The organism is Nocardia carnea (genome assembly GCF_029868325.1).
GTDB classification, from domain to species: domain Bacteria; phylum Actinomycetota; class Actinomycetes; order Mycobacteriales; family Mycobacteriaceae; genus Nocardia; species Nocardia carnea_C.
In genome coordinates this window covers 23,962-43,581 of sequence record NZ_JARWNW010000161.1, presented here as the reverse complement: position 1 = coordinate 43,581, position 19,620 = coordinate 23,962, and the positions used below count along the sequence as shown (strand labels likewise).

General features: G+C 67.1%; 15 protein-coding genes. 9 read left to right on the top strand and 6 right to left on the bottom strand.

Annotated features, from left to right (window positions below; translation table 11 throughout):
• Nucleotides 1-439: 439 nt before the first annotated feature.
• From QH196_RS12100 to QH196_RS12060, 9 genes are all read left to right on the top strand, one after another.
• Nucleotides 440-2,047: an SMP-30/gluconolactonase/LRE family protein gene (locus QH196_RS12100; protein WP_280415866.1), complete on the top strand. Its 1,608-nt coding sequence runs from the start codon at nucleotides 440-442 to the stop codon at nucleotides 2,045-2,047.
• Nucleotides 2,048-2,054: 7 nt separating this feature from the next.
• The gene (locus tag QH196_RS12095) at nucleotides 2,055-2,900 is read left to right on the top strand and encodes an SDR family NAD(P)-dependent oxidoreductase (RefSeq protein WP_280415865.1); all 846 of its coding nucleotides are present in this window, start codon (nucleotides 2,055-2,057) and stop codon (nucleotides 2,898-2,900) included.
• A 58-nt stretch (nucleotides 2,901-2,958) separates the two neighbouring features.
• Nucleotides 2,959-4,320, top strand: coding sequence for an aromatic ring-hydroxylating oxygenase subunit alpha (locus tag QH196_RS12090; protein WP_280415864.1), 1,362 nt, complete (start codon nucleotides 2,959-2,961; stop codon nucleotides 4,318-4,320).
• A gap of 39 nt (nucleotides 4,321-4,359) precedes the next feature.
• Nucleotides 4,360-6,183, top strand: a complete 1,824-nt coding sequence (locus QH196_RS12085; RefSeq protein WP_280415863.1) for a flavin-containing monooxygenase — start codon at nucleotides 4,360-4,362, stop codon at nucleotides 6,181-6,183.
• A gap of 71 nt (nucleotides 6,184-6,254) precedes the next feature.
• The gene (locus QH196_RS12080) at nucleotides 6,255-7,181 is read left to right on the top strand and encodes an SDR family NAD(P)-dependent oxidoreductase (RefSeq protein ID WP_280415871.1); all 927 of its coding nucleotides are present in this window, start codon (nucleotides 6,255-6,257) and stop codon (nucleotides 7,179-7,181) included.
• A gap of 2 nt (nucleotides 7,182-7,183) precedes the next feature.
• A complete protein-coding gene (locus tag QH196_RS12075; RefSeq protein ID WP_280415862.1) occupies nucleotides 7,184-8,890 on the top strand; it encodes a thiamine pyrophosphate-binding protein in 1,707 nt (568 codons plus the stop codon).
• Nucleotides 8,890-10,326 carry an aldehyde dehydrogenase family protein gene (locus QH196_RS12070; protein WP_280415861.1) on the top strand — a complete coding sequence of 479 codons (1,437 nt, stop codon included), beginning with the start codon at nucleotides 8,890-8,892 and terminating at the stop codon, nucleotides 10,324-10,326. Before QH196_RS12075 ends, QH196_RS12070 begins: the two co-directional genes overlap by 1 nt.
• A gap of 265 nt (nucleotides 10,327-10,591) precedes the next feature.
• Nucleotides 10,592-10,996, top strand: coding sequence for a DUF427 domain-containing protein (locus tag QH196_RS12065; protein ID WP_280415860.1), 405 nt, complete (start codon nucleotides 10,592-10,594; stop codon nucleotides 10,994-10,996).
• A complete protein-coding gene (locus QH196_RS12060; RefSeq protein ID WP_432279477.1) occupies nucleotides 10,993-11,889 on the top strand; it encodes an acyl-CoA thioesterase in 897 nt (298 codons plus the stop codon). Before QH196_RS12065 ends, QH196_RS12060 begins: the two co-directional genes overlap by 4 nt.
• A 1-nt stretch (nucleotide 11,890) precedes the next feature.
• Here QH196_RS12060 and QH196_RS12055 read toward each other — a convergent pair whose 3' ends face one another.
• From QH196_RS12055 to aztB, 6 genes are all read right to left on the bottom strand, one after another.
• On the bottom strand, nucleotides 11,891-12,697 hold the full coding sequence (locus QH196_RS12055; protein ID WP_280415859.1) for a FadR/GntR family transcriptional regulator: 807 nt from the start codon (nucleotides 12,695-12,697) through the stop codon (nucleotides 11,891-11,893).
• A gap of 204 nt (nucleotides 12,698-12,901) precedes the next feature.
• A complete protein-coding gene (locus QH196_RS12050) occupies nucleotides 12,902-13,429 on the bottom strand; it encodes a DUF1990 family protein (protein ID WP_280415858.1) in 528 nt (175 codons plus the stop codon).
• 135 nt (nucleotides 13,430-13,564) lie between these two features.
• Nucleotides 13,565-14,914: a TerD family protein gene (locus tag QH196_RS12045; RefSeq protein ID WP_280415857.1), complete on the bottom strand. Its 1,350-nt coding sequence runs from the start codon at nucleotides 14,912-14,914 to the stop codon at nucleotides 13,565-13,567.
• A gap of 286 nt (nucleotides 14,915-15,200) precedes the next feature.
• Nucleotides 15,201-16,355: a zinc metallochaperone AztD gene (gene aztD, locus QH196_RS12040; RefSeq protein WP_280415856.1), complete on the bottom strand. Its 1,155-nt coding sequence runs from the start codon at nucleotides 16,353-16,355 to the stop codon at nucleotides 15,201-15,203.
• 60 nt (nucleotides 16,356-16,415) lie between these two features.
• Nucleotides 16,416-17,333, bottom strand: a complete 918-nt coding sequence (gene aztC, locus QH196_RS12035; protein ID WP_280415855.1) for a zinc ABC transporter substrate-binding protein AztC — start codon at nucleotides 17,331-17,333, stop codon at nucleotides 16,416-16,418.
• A complete protein-coding gene (gene aztB / locus QH196_RS12030) occupies nucleotides 17,330-19,564 on the bottom strand; it encodes a zinc ABC transporter permease AztB (protein WP_280415854.1) in 2,235 nt (744 codons plus the stop codon). Before aztB ends, aztC begins: the two co-directional genes overlap by 4 nt.
• Between the last annotated feature and the right edge of the window lie 56 nt (nucleotides 19,565-19,620).

The window sequence follows — 19,620 nt, the reverse complement described above, 5'->3', positions numbered from 1 at the left end:
CCCCGCCCCGGGGGGCCCCCGCCACACCCCGCGCGGGGCCTTCTCGCTCTCCCCCCCCCCCCCCCGCCCGGCCCCCCCGGGCGCCCGCGGGGCCCGTTCCCCCCGCTTTTCTGCCGCCGGTGATCGGTGCCCCGACTCTTGCTCCGGGCGGCGCGCCTCCGGCCTGACCTGCGACGGGCGTACCCACCGATCTCGGCAGAGTTCGATATTTCCCAAATGGAGAATGGTATTCTCCACAGTGAAGCTGAAGAGCCTCTGAGCCCGTTCGGGTGACACCGAAAGCTCTGGTAGACACACGGATACCGCATGCTCGCAACTATCCTTACAAAGATTGCAATACTTATTGCGCTTGGCGGGATGGGGCGTTAGATTCCTTACAAAGTCCTCGACATCGAGGCGGATCAGCGCTATCGGCCGGGTCGGTTGGGAGTCAGTCGGAATGAAGCAGCACGAGGCCCGCTACCAGGGCGGCCAATCGATCGGGGTCGCGGCGGGCTGGAGTCGACGGCGGATCACCCCGCCCAGCCGGCTGTTCGGGGCCAACGGGTTACGTACCGGGCCGGACGGCCGGATCTATATCGCCCAGGTGACCGGCAGTCAGATCAGCGCACTCGATATCGATACCGGCGCGATCGAAACCATCAGCGCCAAGGGCGGCGATATCGTCGCGCCCGACGATTGCGCATTCGATCCGGACGGCAACCTGTACGCGACCGAGGTGATGGACGGCCGCGTGAGCGCCCGCAACGCCGACGGCACCACCCGCTTGCTGCGCGCGGATCTGCCCAGCGCCAACGGCATCACGGTGTATCAGGGCCGGTTGTTCGTCAACGAATGCCGGCCCGGCGGCCGGCTCATGGAGCTGCCGCTCGACGGGGGTACGCCGCGCATCCTGCTGGAGAACCTCGAACAGCCGAACGCCATGGAGGTGGGCCCCGACGGGTTGCTCTATTACCCGGTGATGGGTCTCAACGAGATCTGGCGGATCCATCCCGACGGCGGTGAACCCGAACGGGTCGCCGGAGATCTCGGCGTCCCCGATTCGGTGAAGTTCGACCGGGAAGGGTGCATCGTCTCCACGCAGGTCGCCTCGGGGCAGGTGCTTCGGATCAACCCGCGCAACGGCGAGAAAACGGTCCTCGCCCAGCTCAACCCGGGCCTGGACAACTGCACGCTGGTGGACGGCCGGCTGTTCGTCTCCAACTTCACCGGTGAGATCACCGAAATCCGCGCCGACGGCACCACCCGCACCACGCTGCCGGGCGGACTGAACTGGCCGCTGGATCTGACGGTCGGTCCCGACGGCACACTGTTCGTCGCCGACGGTACCTACTTCTACGCGGTCGGCCCCGATGGGCTCCAAGCCCTGGGCATGCTGTTCAGCCCGGGCTATCCGGGCTTCGTCCGCGGTGTGACAGCCGCCGGGCCAGGTGAATTCCTCGTCGCGACCGCCGGCGGTCAGGTTGCCCGGTGGCGGCCCGCGAGCGGGGAGAGCGAATTCCTTGCCGGTGCCGAAGCGCCGCTCGATCAGCTGTACGGGATCGAGGCCGGGCCCGGCGGAAGGATCGTGACCACCGAATTCGGCACCGGCCGGGTGCTCGGGGTGCGCGGTGACGGCGGAGTCGAGGTGCTGGCCGCCGGGCTGGACAAGCCGATCGGTATCGCGTTCACCGCGGACGGCACCTGCCTGGTCGCCGAATCCGGTGCGGGCCGCGTGGTCTCGGTGACCGCCGGGGGAGTGGACACCGTGGTGGACGGTCTCGATACCCCGCAGGGCCTGCTCATCCGCGGATCGCAGCTGCTGATCGTCGATGCCGGTGCCAAGAACTTGGTCGCGGTCGATCTGGAGACCAAGGCGCGCGAGGTGCTCGCCTGGAATCTCCCGGTGGGCGCGCCCCCCGGGGTGACGCCGAAACCGCTGCTGGGGATGCCGCCGTTCTCCGGCCCGCAGGGGCCGTTCGCGGGTATTGCGTCCGGCCCGGACGGAACCCTGTATATCGCCGCCGACGCCGAGGGCAGTGTGCTCGCATTCCGGAAGGACGGGTGAAACAACCATGACCGGTGAATTCTTCGGACTCGACGGGCGCGTGGTGATCGTGTCCGGTGCGGGCGGCGGTGGAATCGGTACCGCCGTGACGCGGCTGGTCGCGCAGGCCGGGGCGACCGTGCTCGGGGTCGGCCGGGGCGCGGAGAACCTGGCGAAACATGTGGAACCCCTTGCGCACGAGGGACTGAAGGTCGTGCCGGTGCAGGCCGATGCCGCCACCGACGAAGGTGTGGCCACCGTCCTCGCGGCCGCGCGGCAGGCCGACGGGGACCTCTACGGCCTGGTCAATATCGCCGGCGGCGCCGCCCCCGCCACCTGGATGCCGGCCACCCGGGTCACGCGTGACGATTGGCGGGCCCTGTTCGCGCAGAACCTCGAATCAATGTTCTTCATGAGTCAGGCGGTGGCCGCTGAGATCAAAGCGGCCGGCCGGCCGGGCTCGATCGTCTCGCTGTCGTCGATCAGCGGGATGAACACTGCCCCGTTCCATATCGCCTACGGCACCGCGAAAGCCGCCCTCGTCGCCGCGACCCGCACGCTGGCGGTCGAACTCGCGCTCAGCGATATCCGCGTGAACGCGATCGCGCCGGGTGTCACCGAAACTCCGGCCTCGGGAACCTACGTCGACGAGGACGTCGAACGCGACCGCACCGCGATCGCCATGGGCCGCCGCGGCCGCCCCGAGGAGCAGGCGGGCGCCGTACTGTTCCTGATCTCCCAGCTGTCGTCCTATATCACCGGGCAGACGATTCTGGTCGACGGCGGGCTCAATCTGAAATGGACCCATCTGGGCGCCGACAACACCTCCCTGTTCCTGAAGGACGAGGGTTTCCGCGCCGCCATCACCAGCTGACCACCGAAATGTATTGCACCGACACCGACTGTCCCCGGACCCGGGGTGGGAGAACGCCATGCGCGATATCGCCACGAATACCGAACCGCTGTCCGCGCCGATGACGATCGGGGTGGAGGCCTATCTCAGTCCCGAATACGTGAAAGCCGAACGCGACAAGTTGTGGCGCAAGGTCTGGCAGCAGGTGGGCCGGGTCGAGGAGATCCCACGCGTGGGCGATTACCTCACCTACGAAATCCTCGACGATTCGATCATCATCGTGCGCACCGCCGCGGACACGATCCGCGCGTACCACAATGTCTGCGCCCACCGCGGCCGCAGACTGGTCGACACCCCGCCCGGTGAGCGCAATGCCAAGGGGCAGAAGAAACAGTTCGTCTGCGGATTCCACGGCTGGCGCTACGACCTCGAAGGCCGCAACACCTTCGTCCCCGAACGCGAGGACTGGCCCTGCGGGCTCACCGAACGCAACGACGGACTGGTCGACGTGCATGTCGATACCTGGGGCGGCTGGATCTTCGTCAACCTGGACCCGAATCCGTCGGAAACCCTGCTGGAATACCTGGAGCCGGCCGCGACGCTGCTCGATCCGTTCCAGTTGCAGAACATGCGATATCGCTGGCGGCGGTGGCTGGTGTTCGACTGCAACTGGAAGGTCGCGCTGGAAGCCTTCATGGAGACCTACCACGTGCCCTACACCCATCCGGAGTTCATGAACTTCGGCATGTTCCTGGGCTGGGCGCGGGCGCAGGGTAAACACAGCAATATCGGCTACGACGCGCCGAAGGGGCAGGAGGAGAGCCAGGGCAAGATCCGGCTCGGCCACGGTCCCGACGCGCGTAAATCGACTATCGAACTACAGAATTTCACCTGGGAAAACGCCAATACCAACACCACCTGGACCATGGTGGAGGCGGCGCGGCGGCTCACCGACGAACTACCGGAGGGCACTCCGGCGCCCGAGGTCATGCAGCATTGGCTGGCGTCGGCGCGTGCCGCCGACGAGAAACGCGGTGTCATCTGGCCGACCGTTTCCCCGCCCCAGGTGGCGGCGGCCGGTACCGCGTGGCAGATCTTCCCGAACTTCCAGATCGGGCACGCGGTGAACAATATGCTCTGCTACAGCGCGCGACCCTACGGCTACGACCCGGACAAATGTATTTTCGAGGCCGCGGTCTACGAACTGTTCCCGGAAGGCGAAGCGCCGGACACGGAATGGGTCCACACCCCGCAGGACGATCCGGGCTGGCGCACCGTGCTGCCGCAGGATTTCGACAATATGGCGGCCGTCCAGCAGGGGATGAAAACCGCCGGTTTCGCCGGCCCGAAACCGAATCCGTATCGCGAGCGCAGTGTCGTCAACCTGCATCACAACCTCGCGAAGTACATGGGCACCGGCGCACCGCGTGACCTCACCTGACCCGGCGCCGCCGGCCCGATCCACCACCGAGGATTCCGAATGAACAACTGCGCACCCACGCAGACCCCCGATATCGACCATGCCGCGTTACGGGCCAAATATCTGGCCGAACGCGATAAGCGGCTGCGATCGGAAGGGCAACAGCAGTACGTCGCCAGCGAGGACGGGTTCGCCGAGGTCTTCGAAGGCGACCCCTATACCCCGGTGACCCCGCGCGAACCGATCACCGAGGAAGTCGATGTGGTGGTCCTCGGCGGCGGCTGGGCCGGTTTGACCGCGGGCGCGCGGCTCACCCAGGCCGGTGTCGAGGATTTCCGGATCATCGAACTGGCCGGCGATTTCGGCGGCGCCTGGTACTGGAACCGCTATCCCGGTATCCAATGCGATTCCGACGCATACTGCTATCTGCCGCTGCTCGAGGAAACCGGGTACATCCCGACCCAGAAGTACGCCTACGGTGACGAGTGCTTCGAGCACGCCCAGCGGATCGGGAAGCATTTCGGGCTGTACGAGAAGGCGATCTTCTCGACGATGACGAAATCGCTGGAATGGGATGAGGCGCTGCGGCGCTGGCGGATCGGCACCAATCGCGACGATCGCATCCTGGCCCGGTTCGTCGTGATGGCGCAGGGCCCGTTCAACAAGCCGAAGCTGCCCGGTATCCCGGGTATCAACGATTTCACCGGGCACACATTCCATTCGGCCCGCTGGGATTACGCCTACACCGGCGGTGATATGCGCGGCGGCCTGACGGGGCTGGAGGACAAGAAGGTCGCCGTGATCGGGACCGGTGCCAGCGGGATCCAGATCATTCCGCATATCGCCCGTGCGGCCGAGCATCTGTACGTTTTCCAGCGGACCCCGTCCTATATCAACGAACGCGGAAACGTCCCGACCGATCCGGAATGGGCGAAATCGCTACAGCCGGGTTGGCAGTTGGAGCGGCGCCGCAATTTCCACACTGCCGCGTTCGAGGCGTTCGCACCCGGCCAGCCGGACCTGGTGTGCGACGGCTGGACCGAGGTGAGCCGGAATGTGCAGGCCTACCTGGACGAAACGAACGGCTGGGCCGAGGTGACCCCGGAGAAGTTCATGGAGATCCGGGAGATCCAGGACTACCGGGCCATGGAACGGGTCCGGCAGCGGGTGGACGAGATCGTCGAAGATCCGGCGACCGCGGCCGCGCTCAAACCGTATTACCGATTCCTGTGCAAGCGGCCCTGTTTCAACGACGAATACCTGCCGACGTACAACCGGCCGAATGTCACCCTGGTCGACGTATCGAAGACCAAGGGCGTCGAGCGGATCACCGCCACCGGCATCGTGGCCGACGGGGTGGAACACGAGGTGGATTGCATCATCTTCGCCAGCGGATTCGAGATCACCACCGATCTGGATCGTCGCTACGGTATCCACCCGTTCACCGGCCGGGACGGCCTGTCGCTCTATGAGCATTGGGCGAACGGCTACCGCACCCTGCACGGCCTCACCAGTAACGGCTTCCCGAATATCTTCTTCACCGGATTCGTGCAGGGCGGCGTGACCGCGAGCACGACCGATATGTTCGATCAGCAGACCACCCATGCTGCCTACATCATCGGTGAAGCGCTGAACCGGGACGCGAAGGTCGTGGAACCGACTCCGGAGGCCGTCGACGGATGGTGTGCCACCATCAAGGAAACCGCCGTCGACAACAGTAATTTCCAGCGTGAGTGCACGCCGGGTTACTACAACAACGAAGGCGAGCAGAACATCCGGTCCCATCTCGGAGAGCCGTACTGGCCGGGTTTCTACGCCCTGGAGGAGCTGCTGCAGGAATGGCGGGGTAACGGCCGCCTCGAGGGTCTGGTACTGGGCGAATGAGCGAATCAGGCCCGGAGGCGGTAGCGGAGCGTGACCACGCAGGGCCCTCGCTCATTCGTGACGGGCAAAGCATGAGCGGGGCGGGCTCGGAAAAGCGGTTCGACGGCCGGGTGGCCGTCGTGACCGGTGCCGGTCGCGGGCTGGGGCGGGCCTACGCTTTGCTGCTCGGCGCGCGTGGTGCGAAAGTCGTGGTCAATGATATCGGCGGCGGTATCCCGGGCGGTGATATAGATGCGGGGGTAGCCGGCGGTGTGGCCGCCGAGATCCGCGCTGCCGGTGGGGAAGCGGTCTCGAATGCGGATTCTGTGGCGAGCCCGGAGGGTGGCCGCGCGATCATCGATACGGCCCTCGATACCTATGGTCGCGTCGATATCGTCATCCACAACGCCGGTAACGTTCGTTATGCACCGTTGACCGAGATGAGTTACGAGGATTTCGATTCCGTTCTCGACGTGCATCTGCGGGGCGCTTTCCACGTGGTGCGCGCGGCCTTCCCGGTGATGCGCGACGCCGGCTACGGCCGGGTGGTCCTGACGTCCTCGATCGGCGGACTGTACGGCAACCAGAATGTCGCGAATTACGCTGTCGCCAAGGCCGGCGTGATCGGGTTGTCGAATGTGGTCGCGCTCGAGGGCGCCGAGCACGGGGTGAAATCCAATGTGATCGTGCCCGCAGCGGTGACCCGGCTGGCCGACGGCCTGGATACCTCGAATTATCCGCCGATGGAACCCGAGCTGGTCGCGCCCGCCGTGGGCTGGCTGGCCCACGAATCCTGCACGGTCAGCGGCGAGATGCTGGTCGCACTGGCAGGGCGGGTGGCACGGGCTTATATAGCGGAAACCCCCGGCGTCTACCGGCCGCAGTGGTCGATCGAGGACGTCGGCGAACAGATCGACGATATACGCGATACCGCCGATTCGTGGTTGCTGCCGGTGGTGCCGTCGGCGCACAGCGACCATATCGGCCGGAGTTTCGCCATGGCCATGGGAGGACAGTGAATATGGCGGTCAAGGTTTACGAACGAATTCTGGACCTCTTCGAGGCCGAAGGTATCAATACGATTTTCGGAATCCCCGACCCGAATTTCGTGCACCTTTTCCATCTGGCCGATGAACGTGGCTGGAATGTGGTGTCCCCGCACCATGAGGAATCGGCCGGGTTCATGGCCGAGGCCGTCTCCCGGATGACCGGTAAGGCCGCCGTGTGTATTGGTACCCTCGGGCCCGGTATGGCGAATATGGCCGGTGCGATGATGTGCGCCAAAGTGGAGAATTCGCCGGTGATCTTCCTGGGCGGGCAGCGCGCGCGGATCACCGAACAGCGGGTGCGCCGCGGCCGGATCCAGTTCGTGAAACAGTCCGGTCTGCTGGAACCGTCGGTGAAGTATGCGGCGAGTATCGAGTACGCGGACCAGACCGACGAGATCATCCGCGAAGGCCTGCGCAAGGCGCTGACCGGGGTGCCCGGCCCGGTGTACATAGAATACCCGTCGCATGTCATCCAGGAGGAGCTCGACGTTCCGGCGCCGCTGCCGCCGCACCGCTACCGCCTGGTCGGCCAGACGGCCGGTCAGGACAAGATCGACGAGGCCGCCGAGCTCATCCGTCAGGCGAAGCAGCCGGTTCTGCTGGCCGGGCACGGGGTACACACCTCCCGGGCCGGCGCCGCGGTGAAAGAACTCGCCGATCTCATGGCCTGCCCGGTCGTGCAGACATCGGGCGGCACCTCCTTCATCGAAGGCCTGGAAGACCGCACCTTCCCGTACGGTTTCTCGCCGTCCGCGGTGGAGGCCGTGGTGACATCCGATCTGTGCCTGGCCATCGGCACCGAACTCGGCGAACCGGTGCACTACGGCCGGGGCCGGCACTGGCTGCAGAACGAAGCCATCCGGAAATGGGTGCTGATCGAACAGGACCCCACCGCCATCGGGGTCAACCGCCCCATCGACGTACCACTGGTCGGTGATCTGCGGGCCGTCGTCCCCCAGCTCTCCGCCGCCCTGAAGAACACTCCGCGCACCGCCACCCCGGAACTGGCCCGCTGGATCGAACAGGACGCCACCCGGCTGGCCGAACTCGCCGAATCCGCGCCGTCCGGTATGTCGCCGGTACATCCCGCCCGGCTGGTTGTGGAGGCCACCAAGGATTTCCCCGCCGACGGGATCCTGGTCCGCGACGGCGGCGCCACCACGATCTTCGGCTGGACCTACACGCAGTGCAAACCACACGATGTGGTCTGGAACCAGAATTTCGGGCACCTCGGCACCGGCCTGCCGTACGCGGTGGGCGCCTCGGTCGCCGACGGCGGTAAACGGCCGGTCCTGCTGATCACCGGCGATTCCTCGTTCCAATTCCAGATCGCCGAACTGGAAACCGCCGCCCGGCTGAATCTTCCGCTCGTCACCGTTGTCGCGGTCGACTACGCGTGGGGTCTCGAGGTCGGCGTCTACAAACGCACATTCGGTCAGGGCTCCCGGGAAACCGCGGTGCACTGGAGTAAAGAGACCCGGCTCGACAAGGTCGCCGAGGGTTTCGGCTGCTACGGCGAATACGTCGAAACCGACGCCGAGATCGCGCCCGCCATCAAACGCGCTTTCGCCAGCGGGAAACCGGGCGTCATCCATGTGGCGGTGGACCCGAAGGCGAATTCCGAGGAAATGCCCAGCTACGACGAGTTCCGCACCTGGTACGCGGAAGGGATGCAGTGATGCGCGAATACCTGAAGTTCTATATCGGTGGGCACTGGGTCGAGCCGGCCGGAAACCAGACCTTCGACGTGGTGAACCCCGCCACCGAGGAGGTGACCGGTAAGGTCGCGGCCGGATCGGCCGCGGATGTCGACGCGGCCGCCACCGCGGCACGCGCGGCATTCCCGGCCTGGGCCGCGAGTACGGTCGCCGAACGGCTGGACCTGTTCCGTGCCATCGGTGCCGAGTATCAGAAACGCACCACCGATCTGGCCGCGGCACTCACCGAGGAGATGGGCGCACCGGCCGGACTGGCGAACGGATTCCAGGTGGATCTGGCGGCGGGGCATCTGCAGCAGGCGATCGAAGTGCTGCAGAACTATCGGTTCGAAGAACAGCGCGGCGCGACGTTGATCGTGAAGGAACCGATCGGGGTCTGCGGGCTGATCACCCCGTGGAACTGGCCGATGAACCAGATCGCGGTGAAGGTTTTCCCCGCACTGGCCACCGGTTGCACGATGGTGCTGAAACCGTCGGAACGCTCACCGTTCACGGGGCAGATCTTCACCGAGATCCTTGCCGCCGCCGGCGTGCCCGCCGGTGTGTTCAACCTGGTGCAGGGCGACGGCCCGGGCGTCGGCGTCCCGCTGTCCTCGCATCCCGAGGTCGATATGATCTCGTTCACCGGGTCCACCCGCGCCGGCGTCGAAATCGCCCGCAATGCCGCACCCACCGTGAAACGAGTGACGCAGGAATTGGGTGGTAAAGGTCCCAATATCGTCCTCGACGACGCGGATTTCGCCACCAATGTCGGTGCAGGTGTAGGGAATATGATGGGAAACTCGGGGCAGACCTGCAGTGCGCCCGCGCGCATGCTGGTCCCCACCGCCCGGATGGCGGAGGCGATCGAGGCCGCCCGTGCCGCTGCCGAGGGAATCACCGTCGGCGACCCCACCGGCGACGTCGCTGTCGGTCCCGTGGTCGCCGCCTCGCAGTTCGAGAAGATCCAATCCCTCATCCAGAAGGGGATCGACGAGGGCGCCACTCTCGTCGCCGGCGGTCCCGGGCGACCGGACGGACTGGAGAAGGGCTACTACGTCAAACCCACCGTATTCGCCGATGTCACCAACGATATGAGCATCGCCCGCGAAGAGATCTTCGGGCCCGTGCTGGTGATCATCGGCTACGGCGATATCGACGATGCCGTAGCCATCGCCAACGATACCGAGTACGGTCTCGCCGGGTTCGTCGCCGGCCGTGACCTGGATCAGGCTCGCGCTGTCGCCCGGCGCCTGCGTGCGGGCTCGATCGGGATCAACGGCGGTTTCGATTTCGCGGCTCCGTTCGGCGGTTACAAGAAGAGCGGTAACGGCCGCGAATGGGGTGAAGCCGGTTTTGAAGAATACCTCGAAGTCAAAGGCATTCTCGGTTACGCACCCGAAGCGGCCGGCGCTTAGCGTTCGGTATTGCCTCGGTCAGCTGTGGCAGGGGCTGACCATGACCGAACGCGCCGTATGGCACGGTCGACGGTAGCCGGATCGGAACCGATCGCAGGACGCCGATCTCCGACCGGTGGGGTGGGTGCGGACGTGATGCCGGCCATGACGATGCGGTCGTGCGGGGTCCGGCCCGAACCGGATCTCGCACCTACCTGCCTGTGCAACAGAGAAATCGGAATCGCCGACCATGTGGCGAGGACCCGTGCGATCGAGATTCGGAGCAATGATGAGCGAAGAAGCCGCACCTTCCGGGTATCGGCACCGCCCCGACTACCGGGTCGAACTGCTGGCCCGCACCAATAGGATGACCGCAACTCTCGACGGGCAGCAACTGGCCGTGAGCGGTGAATGCCTGCTGGTGGACGAACAGGATCACGGCCTGGTGGTGTATTTCCCGCCGCAAGCGGTGAATTCGGATCTTCTCGAATCGATCGAATTGCATACCGTATGCCCCTTCAAGGGTGAGGCGTCGTACTGGACCGTGCCGGGCAGCGACCGTCCCTGGATCGCATGGTGTTACCCGCAACCGCACCCGCAGGTGGCGCGATTGGCCGGCTATATCGCGTTCGACCAGTCCGTGGTGCAGGTGACGATCGGTGCCGGCCGGTACACGGGGGTGCGGTCGTGAACGCCACGCAACCGCCGGGCGGCCTCCCCGCATCGTCGATGGCACGGATGCTGGAGATCTTCGACCTCCGGCCCGACCCGGAGGTTCCGGCGCGCTATCTCGGTGACAGCGACGGCGGAACGCGGCGAGTGGTCGACGGTAGCCAGATCCTCGGGCAGAGCATCGTCGCGGCCACCAAGGCCCTGCCCGGCCGCACCGTGCGCAACGCGCACGCACTGTTCGTCTCCGCCGCCGATCCCGATATTCCGCTGGAATTCACCGTCACCCCGATCAGGGCCGGTCGTAGTTTCGCGAGCGCCACCGTCACCGCCCGGCAGGAATCGAAGGTCCGCACGAGTTGCACGGTGCTGCTGGACACGCCGCAACCCGATCTCGTCCGCCGCGACGAACCGGCAGGAGCCCCCGTGCCCGGTCCGGACGAAGCCCTACCGGCCGAGAGCCTGCCGCTGCCCGGACGTGAGGTCCGAATCGTCGGTTGCGCCGATATCAACGACCCCGACGACATCGGCCCGCCGGTGGTGGACGCCTGGCTGCGCTACGACGAGATCCCCGTCCGCGACGACCTGCACCGTGCCGTACTCGCGCATTTCACCGGACATCTCGGGATCTCCACGGCCCTGCGCCCACATCCCGGACTCGGCACCGCACAGGCCCACCACACCCTGTCGACGGCACCGATGGGAATCGCGGTGACCTTCCACGACCCCGTGAAGTGGGACGGCTGGCTGCGCTACCACCACGAGGCCACCTTCGTAGGGGCCGGTTCCGCGCATATCCGTGGCCAGATCAGCACCGGCAGCGGCCGGTTGATCGCCTCGTTCACCCAGGACGCGATGATCCGCGCGTTCGAACGAGGACCCGTCACCGATATTCCGAGCGCGGCCCGGCTGTAGGTCAGCGGCGCAGGCTCTGGGCGCCGCGGATCGCCTGCTGTGCCATCGTCGAGGATGCGTTCACGATGCCGTCGTCGAACCGGTCCAGCAGTAGCGCCTGCGTCGCCGCGAGATGCGCGCACGCCATATGCTCGGCCGCCGAGGCCTGCCCGGAGGCGATATCGTCGACAATCTTCTGATGGGTGCGCACCGCGGCCCGCGCCTGCTCCCGCGACGGATACTCGCCGCGCCCGGTGAGCGCCTCGGCCCACGCCTCCTCCTGCGCCGACCACAGCGCCACCAGGCTGCTCACCACATAGCGGACGGTCGCGTTCGGCGTGAACGAGACCACCAGATCGTGGAATTCGCGCGCGGTCTGCGTGAAGGCGACCCCGTCGTCCACCAGATCCTTCGATTTCTCGATGTTCTCGGTGAGCACCGGCACCACCACCTCGAGGCGGTCGTCCCGGCGGGCGCATTCGGCCGCGCACATCGGCTCCAGCATCTGCAGCCCGGACGCCAGATCACGCAACGTCACCCGGCCGCCCTGCAGAGCGAGACCGAGGTGGTAGGCCGCCGACGTCTCGTCGGGCCGGTGCACCTCGGCGCCGCCGACATTGCCGCGGCGCACGGTGACCAGGCCTTCGGTTTCGAGAATGCGGATCGCCTCGCGGATCGAGGGATAGGAGACACCGAATTCCTGCACCAGCTGATCCTGGGTGGGCAGCCGGTAATCGTCGGTGCCGTTGAGGATGCGCGTACGCAGCTCGTCCGCCACCGTCTGCGCCACCCGGTGCTGGGTGACCCGTCCACGCCGGGGGGCCGTCACGACAGCCGCTCACGGCCGGAAAAGTGCAGCATAGCCGCGAGTTTATAGCGAAACAGCTAGTTCATCAATGATTGCAATATTTGAGAAGACAGCGAACGGGTGGGACGGCGTCGAGGCGGAAGGTGGGTTCGCCGGCCCTGCAGTGCGGGGCTGTGGATCTCGACCGGTGAGCGCTGGGGCCGCTTCCGGGCAGGGAGGTGGGCTTCACGGCAAGGCCGGCGTCCGGCGCAAGGTGGCGAGATAAGCCTCGGCGGCCAGGCGCTGCGCAGCCCGGGTCACCGGCCCACCGATGCGGGTGTACCAGGCCGCGGGCCGCGAGAAAGCTCTGACCACCCCGGACACCGTCGCCGTCGCGCGGTCGTATTCGACCGCGAACAGTTCCTCACCCGACGCGGGATGGCCCGGCAGCGTGCCGTAGGCGAATCCGCGGCGGTCCTCCTCATCCAGGACGTACACCACCCGGCACGGCGCGAGTACACCCAATCGCCCGATCCCGAGCCGGACCGTGACGTGCGTCCCCGGTTCGGCCCGCGGCGTCTGCGCATCGGCCAGCAGGCCCAGACCGCGCTGTATCCGGTAGGCCAGGACAGCATCCCCGAAACGCCGGAAATCGTCGTGTCCGCGGCCGAGTGGGCGGCGTACCTCCAAATGGTGATAGCCGGCGGGCATCGAGCCGCGGGTGGCGCCCACCTCGGGATAGGTGAAGGCCGGACTGTGGGCGGAACTCGTCACGGCACAATTGTCTCTCGTGCCCGACAGTGGAACGTGTGCAGGGCGATAACGAACCCGGTCGCAGAGCCGAGCGAGTACACCCGGGGTATCGGCGGCCCTGCCTCCGCACCGACCAGCTGTCGCCCAGCGGGAGGGTCAGGTGCGGTCGGCTTTGAACTGGTTCACCGGGCCCTTGTCCATCCGCACCTCGATTTGCCCGCCGGGCTGCAAGGTCACCGCGGGGCGATGTTCGGAGAAGCGCCGGCTGTACAGCTCGAGGCGTTCGATGAGCACACCCTCGGGGCGGTTGTAGACGATGCCCGGAACGCAGGTGAAGATCCAGCTGGACTTCTTCGCCTGGTCGGCCGGGATGCGCACGGAATCCGCGCCGCTCTCGATGGACAGCGTGACGCGGTATTTGTGGAAGGAGCCGGTCCCGTTGTTGATCGCCGAATACGCCACCGGCACCACCGCGACGATCTCCGGCGCCAACCGCACCTCGATGATCTCCTCGGTCTGGCCGCCGCCACGCTGCACATCCCCGCGGCCGCGATCACCGAGATGGCGCACCAGATCGCCGTACTGCGGGGCCGCCGGAATACCCGCGGCCGGAAAAGTGGCTACATGCACAACCTTCCCGTCGGACAGCACGACCAGGGCGTAGGCCTCGTAGTCGGCACCACTGGCCCACGCCACTCGCAGCCGGACGAGCGGCGCCTTCTCCAGCAACACCGGCCCTGCACCTTTGGTGAGCGTGACCGCGCCCTTACTGAAATTCACACCGGGTGGAGCGGAGTGAGAGTGCCCGATTCCTGCGGCCCCCGTCGGCGCGGGCGGTTGACCGGGCGCACCGGCGAAACCGGACGGTGGGCTACCCGGTGCCGTGGGTGCCGGCGGATGGCCTGGTGTAGCCGCGGGACCGATCGGCGGGTTGCCCGGCACCGCGGGCGGATGGCCGGCCGGGGCCGGCGAATACCCGGGCGCGTTCGGTGGGGGATATCCCGGAGCGGTAGGTGGCGGGGTGGGTTCGTCGTCGACGGTGATGCCGAAATCGGTGGCCAGGCCGGCCAATCCGGTGGCGTACCCCTGGCCGATATTGCGGACTTTCCAGCCACCCGCCCGCCGGTACACCTCGGCGAGCAGCACTGTCGTCTCGGAGGTCAGGCCCGTGATGGGCAGTTCGTAGGCACCGGCGCCGGCCTCGGTGATCCGCACGGTGAGCGGAATCGTGCCGAAGGTCCCGGTATCCACCGACGCCGCGACCACCAGCCGGTGGGTGCCGCCGGCCACCGCCGCCAGGTCGATCGTGATCTCACCGGCCACCAACCGCACCGACGAGTCGGGGGATACCGGCTGGTTGTAGAACACGAAATCGGCGTCGCTTCCGACCTTCCCGTTCTCCCGCAGGCACAGGACGGTGAGGTCGATCCCGGCCGGGGCCGCCGATATCCGCACCTGCCCACCTCGTAGCGCGGTATTCGCGCCCTTACCGATCATCTCGGACATCCGCACCGCACCCCTGTCGTTCGTGGCGTTCTCGACCAGGGTAGGGCCGGAACGACTCAGCGGGTGGGGAGCGGTGAGTACAGCAGGTCGGGCTACTCTGGTCGCCCGAGGCGGCGAGTGCTCGCCGCCTGTCCTGGGAGGTGCTGCTGATGCCGGTCGGGAGCCGAGTAGCAGCGGACTCGGGGGCCGATGCCACGGTGGAGCTGCGCTGCGCGCGGTGCGGGCCCGGCAGGGTCCGGGTCCGCACCGCGCGGCGGGCCCTGTCAACGGGCCGCGTAGCTATCGGTCAGGAACTCACACCGCTGAGTTCGTTCGGCACATCCGGCAGCGTCGCCGACCCGGTCACTGTGCCGGCGGCCAGATCGATCCGGTGGATCTGCTTGGTGGCCGGATCGGAGACGTAGGCGGTGCCCTCGCGGACGAACAGCGCGGGACGCGGCTGCTGCCAATCGATCGGCTCCTGCCACGAGTCGATGACCTCGATGGTCCGGCCGACAGTACCGGCGACCGGGTCGATCACATGGATCGCGCCGTCGGTGCCCAGCACCAGCGCCTCACCCTGCGGGCCGCGCGCCAGCGAACGGAAGGTGTAGCTGGTGCCCAGGTCCACCAGCCGCAGCGTGCCCTTTTCGGTATCGATCAGCGAGATACGTTCCGGGCGTTCGAGTTCGGCGAATTCGTCGGTTTTGTAGTCGCCGAGGACGATCGGGGAGACCTCGCTGCCCGCTTGGTTACCGATCCGGCCGTACGGGTCCGGGCTGTCGACCTTGGTGAGTTTGCCGTCCCGGTAGACCAGGACACCGTCCTCACACCCGACGACGAGGGTGTCACCGGCAGCGGTCGCCTCACCGTGTACCCCCGGGCACTTCTCGTTGCGGGCGATCTCCTTGCGGTCGGCGTCCAGGATCATCATCCCGGTCCGCTCCTCCTCGTTGCCGAGGGTGACGGCGAGTTCACCGCTCTCCAGTTCCACAGCCACACCGTGATGTGGTTCGGCGGCCTGGTATTCGGTGGTTTCCGGTGCGCCGCCGGCGAGATCGGCGGGATCGAAGGAGATCACTTTTCCGGTGCCGTCCGAGAAAAGCACAGTGCGGCCGGCATGGCGGACGACATGCCCCGGTTTCGGGCCGGGGAATTCGATATCGGTGAAGTGTGCACCGGCCGCGTCCAGCACTTCGAAACCGTCCGTGGTGGACACGATCACATGCCGATCGTCACCGGCGGGATTGATCCGGTTGAATCCGCTGAGTTCCACCCCGCCGCCGCGCTCCAAGGTGGTGCCGTCCAGTAGATGGATACCGCCGTCGTAGGTAACGGCCAGCGGTTCGGCAATCGCGGTCTGGTCGCCGGAATCGTCGTTGCCGCAGCCGCTCAACGCGACCACCGCAGTGAGCAGGCCGGACAGTGCGACCGCTCTTCTGGTGCCGGATCGATTGTGCATTGTGTTCCCTCATCTTCTTCGTGCTGCCCGCGGCGGCGATCCACCGCGGGGATTGCGGGGTCAGGCGGGCGTAAGGCCGGTCACCATCGCGGTGGTGTTGGCGCGCATCATCTCCAGGTAGGTGGCGGCGCCCGCACCGGGCTCTGTCAGGGATTCGGAATACAAGCCGACGATCCGCACCTGGACACCGGCCTGTTCGGCCAGTGCCTGCGCCAACCGGTCGGGCCGGGCGGAATCCACGAATATCGCGGGTACCCCGGTGGTACGGATGGCGCCGGCCAGGTCGGCGAGATCGGCGGCACTCGGTGAGGCCAGGGTGGTGCCGCCGGGAATCACGGCACCCACCACCTCTAGATCGAACCGCTCTGCCAGATAACCGAATACGTGATGGTTGGTGACCAGTTTGCGGCGTTCGGGTGCCACGGTCGCGAAGCGTTCGGTCATCCATCGCTGCAGGGTGTCGAGTTCGGTGAGATAGCGGTCGGCGTTCGCCCGCACGGCCGCGGTATCGATATCGGGGACCGAGGCGATCACCTCGTCGCGGATCACCTCGACCGCCCGGTGCACCCGCTGCGGGTCGGTCCAGAAGTGCGGGTCGGGTGTGCCCGCGGAATCGCCGGACCGGTAGGGGAGCGGGTCGATCCGGTCACCCACCGACAGTGTCGGCACCCCGGCCTCGGCGGCCGCCGTGACATGCCGGGCCAGGCCTTCTTCCAGGCCCAAACCGTTCTCGACGACGAGGTCGGCCCGGTCGAGCACCGCGGCGTCCTGCGCCGAGAGCGCGAAGGAATGCGGATCGGATCCGGGCGGCATCAGCACCGTGACCGGCGCCGTATCACCGATCACGGCACGGGTGATATCGCCGAGGATATCGGTGGTCACGACGACCCCGCCGCCCCCGGAATCGGTGAGACCGCAGCCGCTCAGCGCGAGTACGCCGGCGACGAGGGCGGCGCAGATACGGGTGATCGTGGTCATCGGCCGGTCTCCACCATCAGGTCGGGGTCGATATCGAAAGAGAAGGTGCGGGCGACCCGCAGATCGTCGGCGTAGTCGATTTCATGGACCGCACGGCGGGCTGGATCGTTGAGGTAGGCCCGTTCGGAATCGACCAGCAGCACCGGCACCGCGGCCGGATCCACGGGCGCGGAAAGCACCCGGTGGTGAGCGGTTTCGGCGCCGGTGGCCGGATCGTAGGCGTGCAGTACGCCGTCGGGGGTGAGGGCGAGAATCGCGGTCCCCGCGCCCGCCGTGGTCGCGGCGGTCACCGGTCCGGTCTCGATCGGCCGCCAGGTGCGCCGGGCGATATCGAGTACCAGAACCCGCGACTCCCGCACCGCCACCAGCACGTCACTGCCCGGCCGGTGGTGGAACTCGGCGACGCTGCCGGTCGTCCCGGCAGGATACGGCAGCTTTTCGGCCGTGAACCGATTGTTCCGCTCGGTCACCAGCAATGCTCCGTCACCGCAGGAGAACACCGCGCCGCGCCGGGTCACCGTGGTTCCGCCCGGATTCGGGCATTGCGGTGTCAATGTCTCGACGGGCTCGTTCTCGCGGGTGCGGATCTCGATCTGCGCCGAACCCGGGGACGCGACGAGCAGGTGCCCACCGTAGGGAACCGCCACACCCTTCACCACGGGGCGGGTGCGCAGCTCCCCCTCATCGAGAGCTGCGCGATCGGCCGGCACGGTGGATCCGGTGTCGAGCACCGCGGCGGATACCACGGGATCGCTTTGGACGGACCGGACGGATCCGTCGACGACACCTACCGGGCGCGGCTGCGCGCGGTAGTAGTGCACATGATCGCCGTGGTCGACGACCCAGCTGCCGCTGTCCACCACGGTGGTCGCGTCGCCGGCGGCGAGATAGGCATAGCGCCCGTCGCCCGCGATTCCGCTGACGCCCGGGACCGGTTCGAGATCCGCGATCTCCTCGGTCACCACATCGAGCAGCCGGACCGCACCCGAATCCCGGTCGGCGATCACCAGCCGCGGCTGCGCGCTCGCACTCTCCTCGGCGCCCTCTACATACCCGTGCGGCACCGATTCCGCCGATTCGGCCGGCTCCTCGCTACCGCAGGCGGCGACCGGAACCACGAGCAGCCCGGACAATGCCACCCGCGCAAGGGTTTTCCTGTTCAATGGTCGTGTGGTCGGGCGGAACCGCCGCGCCTTGCCCGGACGGGAACCGTCGAGTGCGGAGTCGCCGGGGCGCGGTGCGATCGGGCCGCAGGGCGCGGTGCGGGATCCCGGTGAACCGGGGCCGTCGATCGCGGTGGCCACGGAATCACGGCGTCGTGGCGAATGGCCCGCCGCGGGACTTCCGCCGTTGTTCGCCGGTGCGAGCCCGCCTTCACCGCCGTCCCCGGAACCGCCGGTTCCGGGGCGTGCCCGCACTGCGCTGCGAACTCGCGCTACCAGGGCGGACAGGAAGAAGATCAAGACCGCGGTCAACGCGATGGTTGCTCCGGCCGCGGTGCCTGCATGCCAGGAGGCCAACAGCCCCACCACGGTGGACAGCGCGCCGATTCCGGCCGCCATCAGCATGATTTGCGGGATGCGGTGGGTGAAGTAGGTCGCCGCGGCCGGGGGAGCCACGAGTAAGCCCAGAACCAGCAGGGTGCCCACGATGTGGAACGACGCCGCGATCGCCAGCGTGAGCAATGCCAGCAGGGCGATCTGCGCGGCGCGCGGCCGCAGCCCGAGAGTGTGGGCGGTGCGCGGGTCGAAGCTGAGGGCGACGAAGGCGCGATGCCCCGTCACGGTGATCACCAGTGCGACCACCAGTGCCGCGAGCAGGAAGAGCAGATCACCCGGTCGCGTGGCGAGAACATCGCCGAACAGGAACCCGGTCAGGTCGACCGCGAACGATTGCGACCGTGATATCAGGATCACCGCGGTGGCCAGCATCGCCACGAACAGCAGCCCGATCCCGGTATCGGTGGACAGCCGGCGGTTGCGGCTGAGCACCGAGACGCCCGCCGCCATGGCCGACGCGCTCACCAGCGCACCGAGGAGCAGATTTCCGCCGAGCAGCGCGGCCACCGCCACCCCGGGCAGCATCCCGTGCGCCAGGGCTTCCCCGAGAAAAGCCATGCCCCGCACCACAACCCACGTGCCGGCGAGGGCGCACAGGCACGAGACCAGCAGTCCGCCCCAGAGAGCCCGTTGTACGAATGAAACCTCGAACGGGGCGATCAGCCAATCCATGATCGAACACTGTAAACTGATAACGATTGTCATTACAAGTTGGTTGCGGGAGTCAC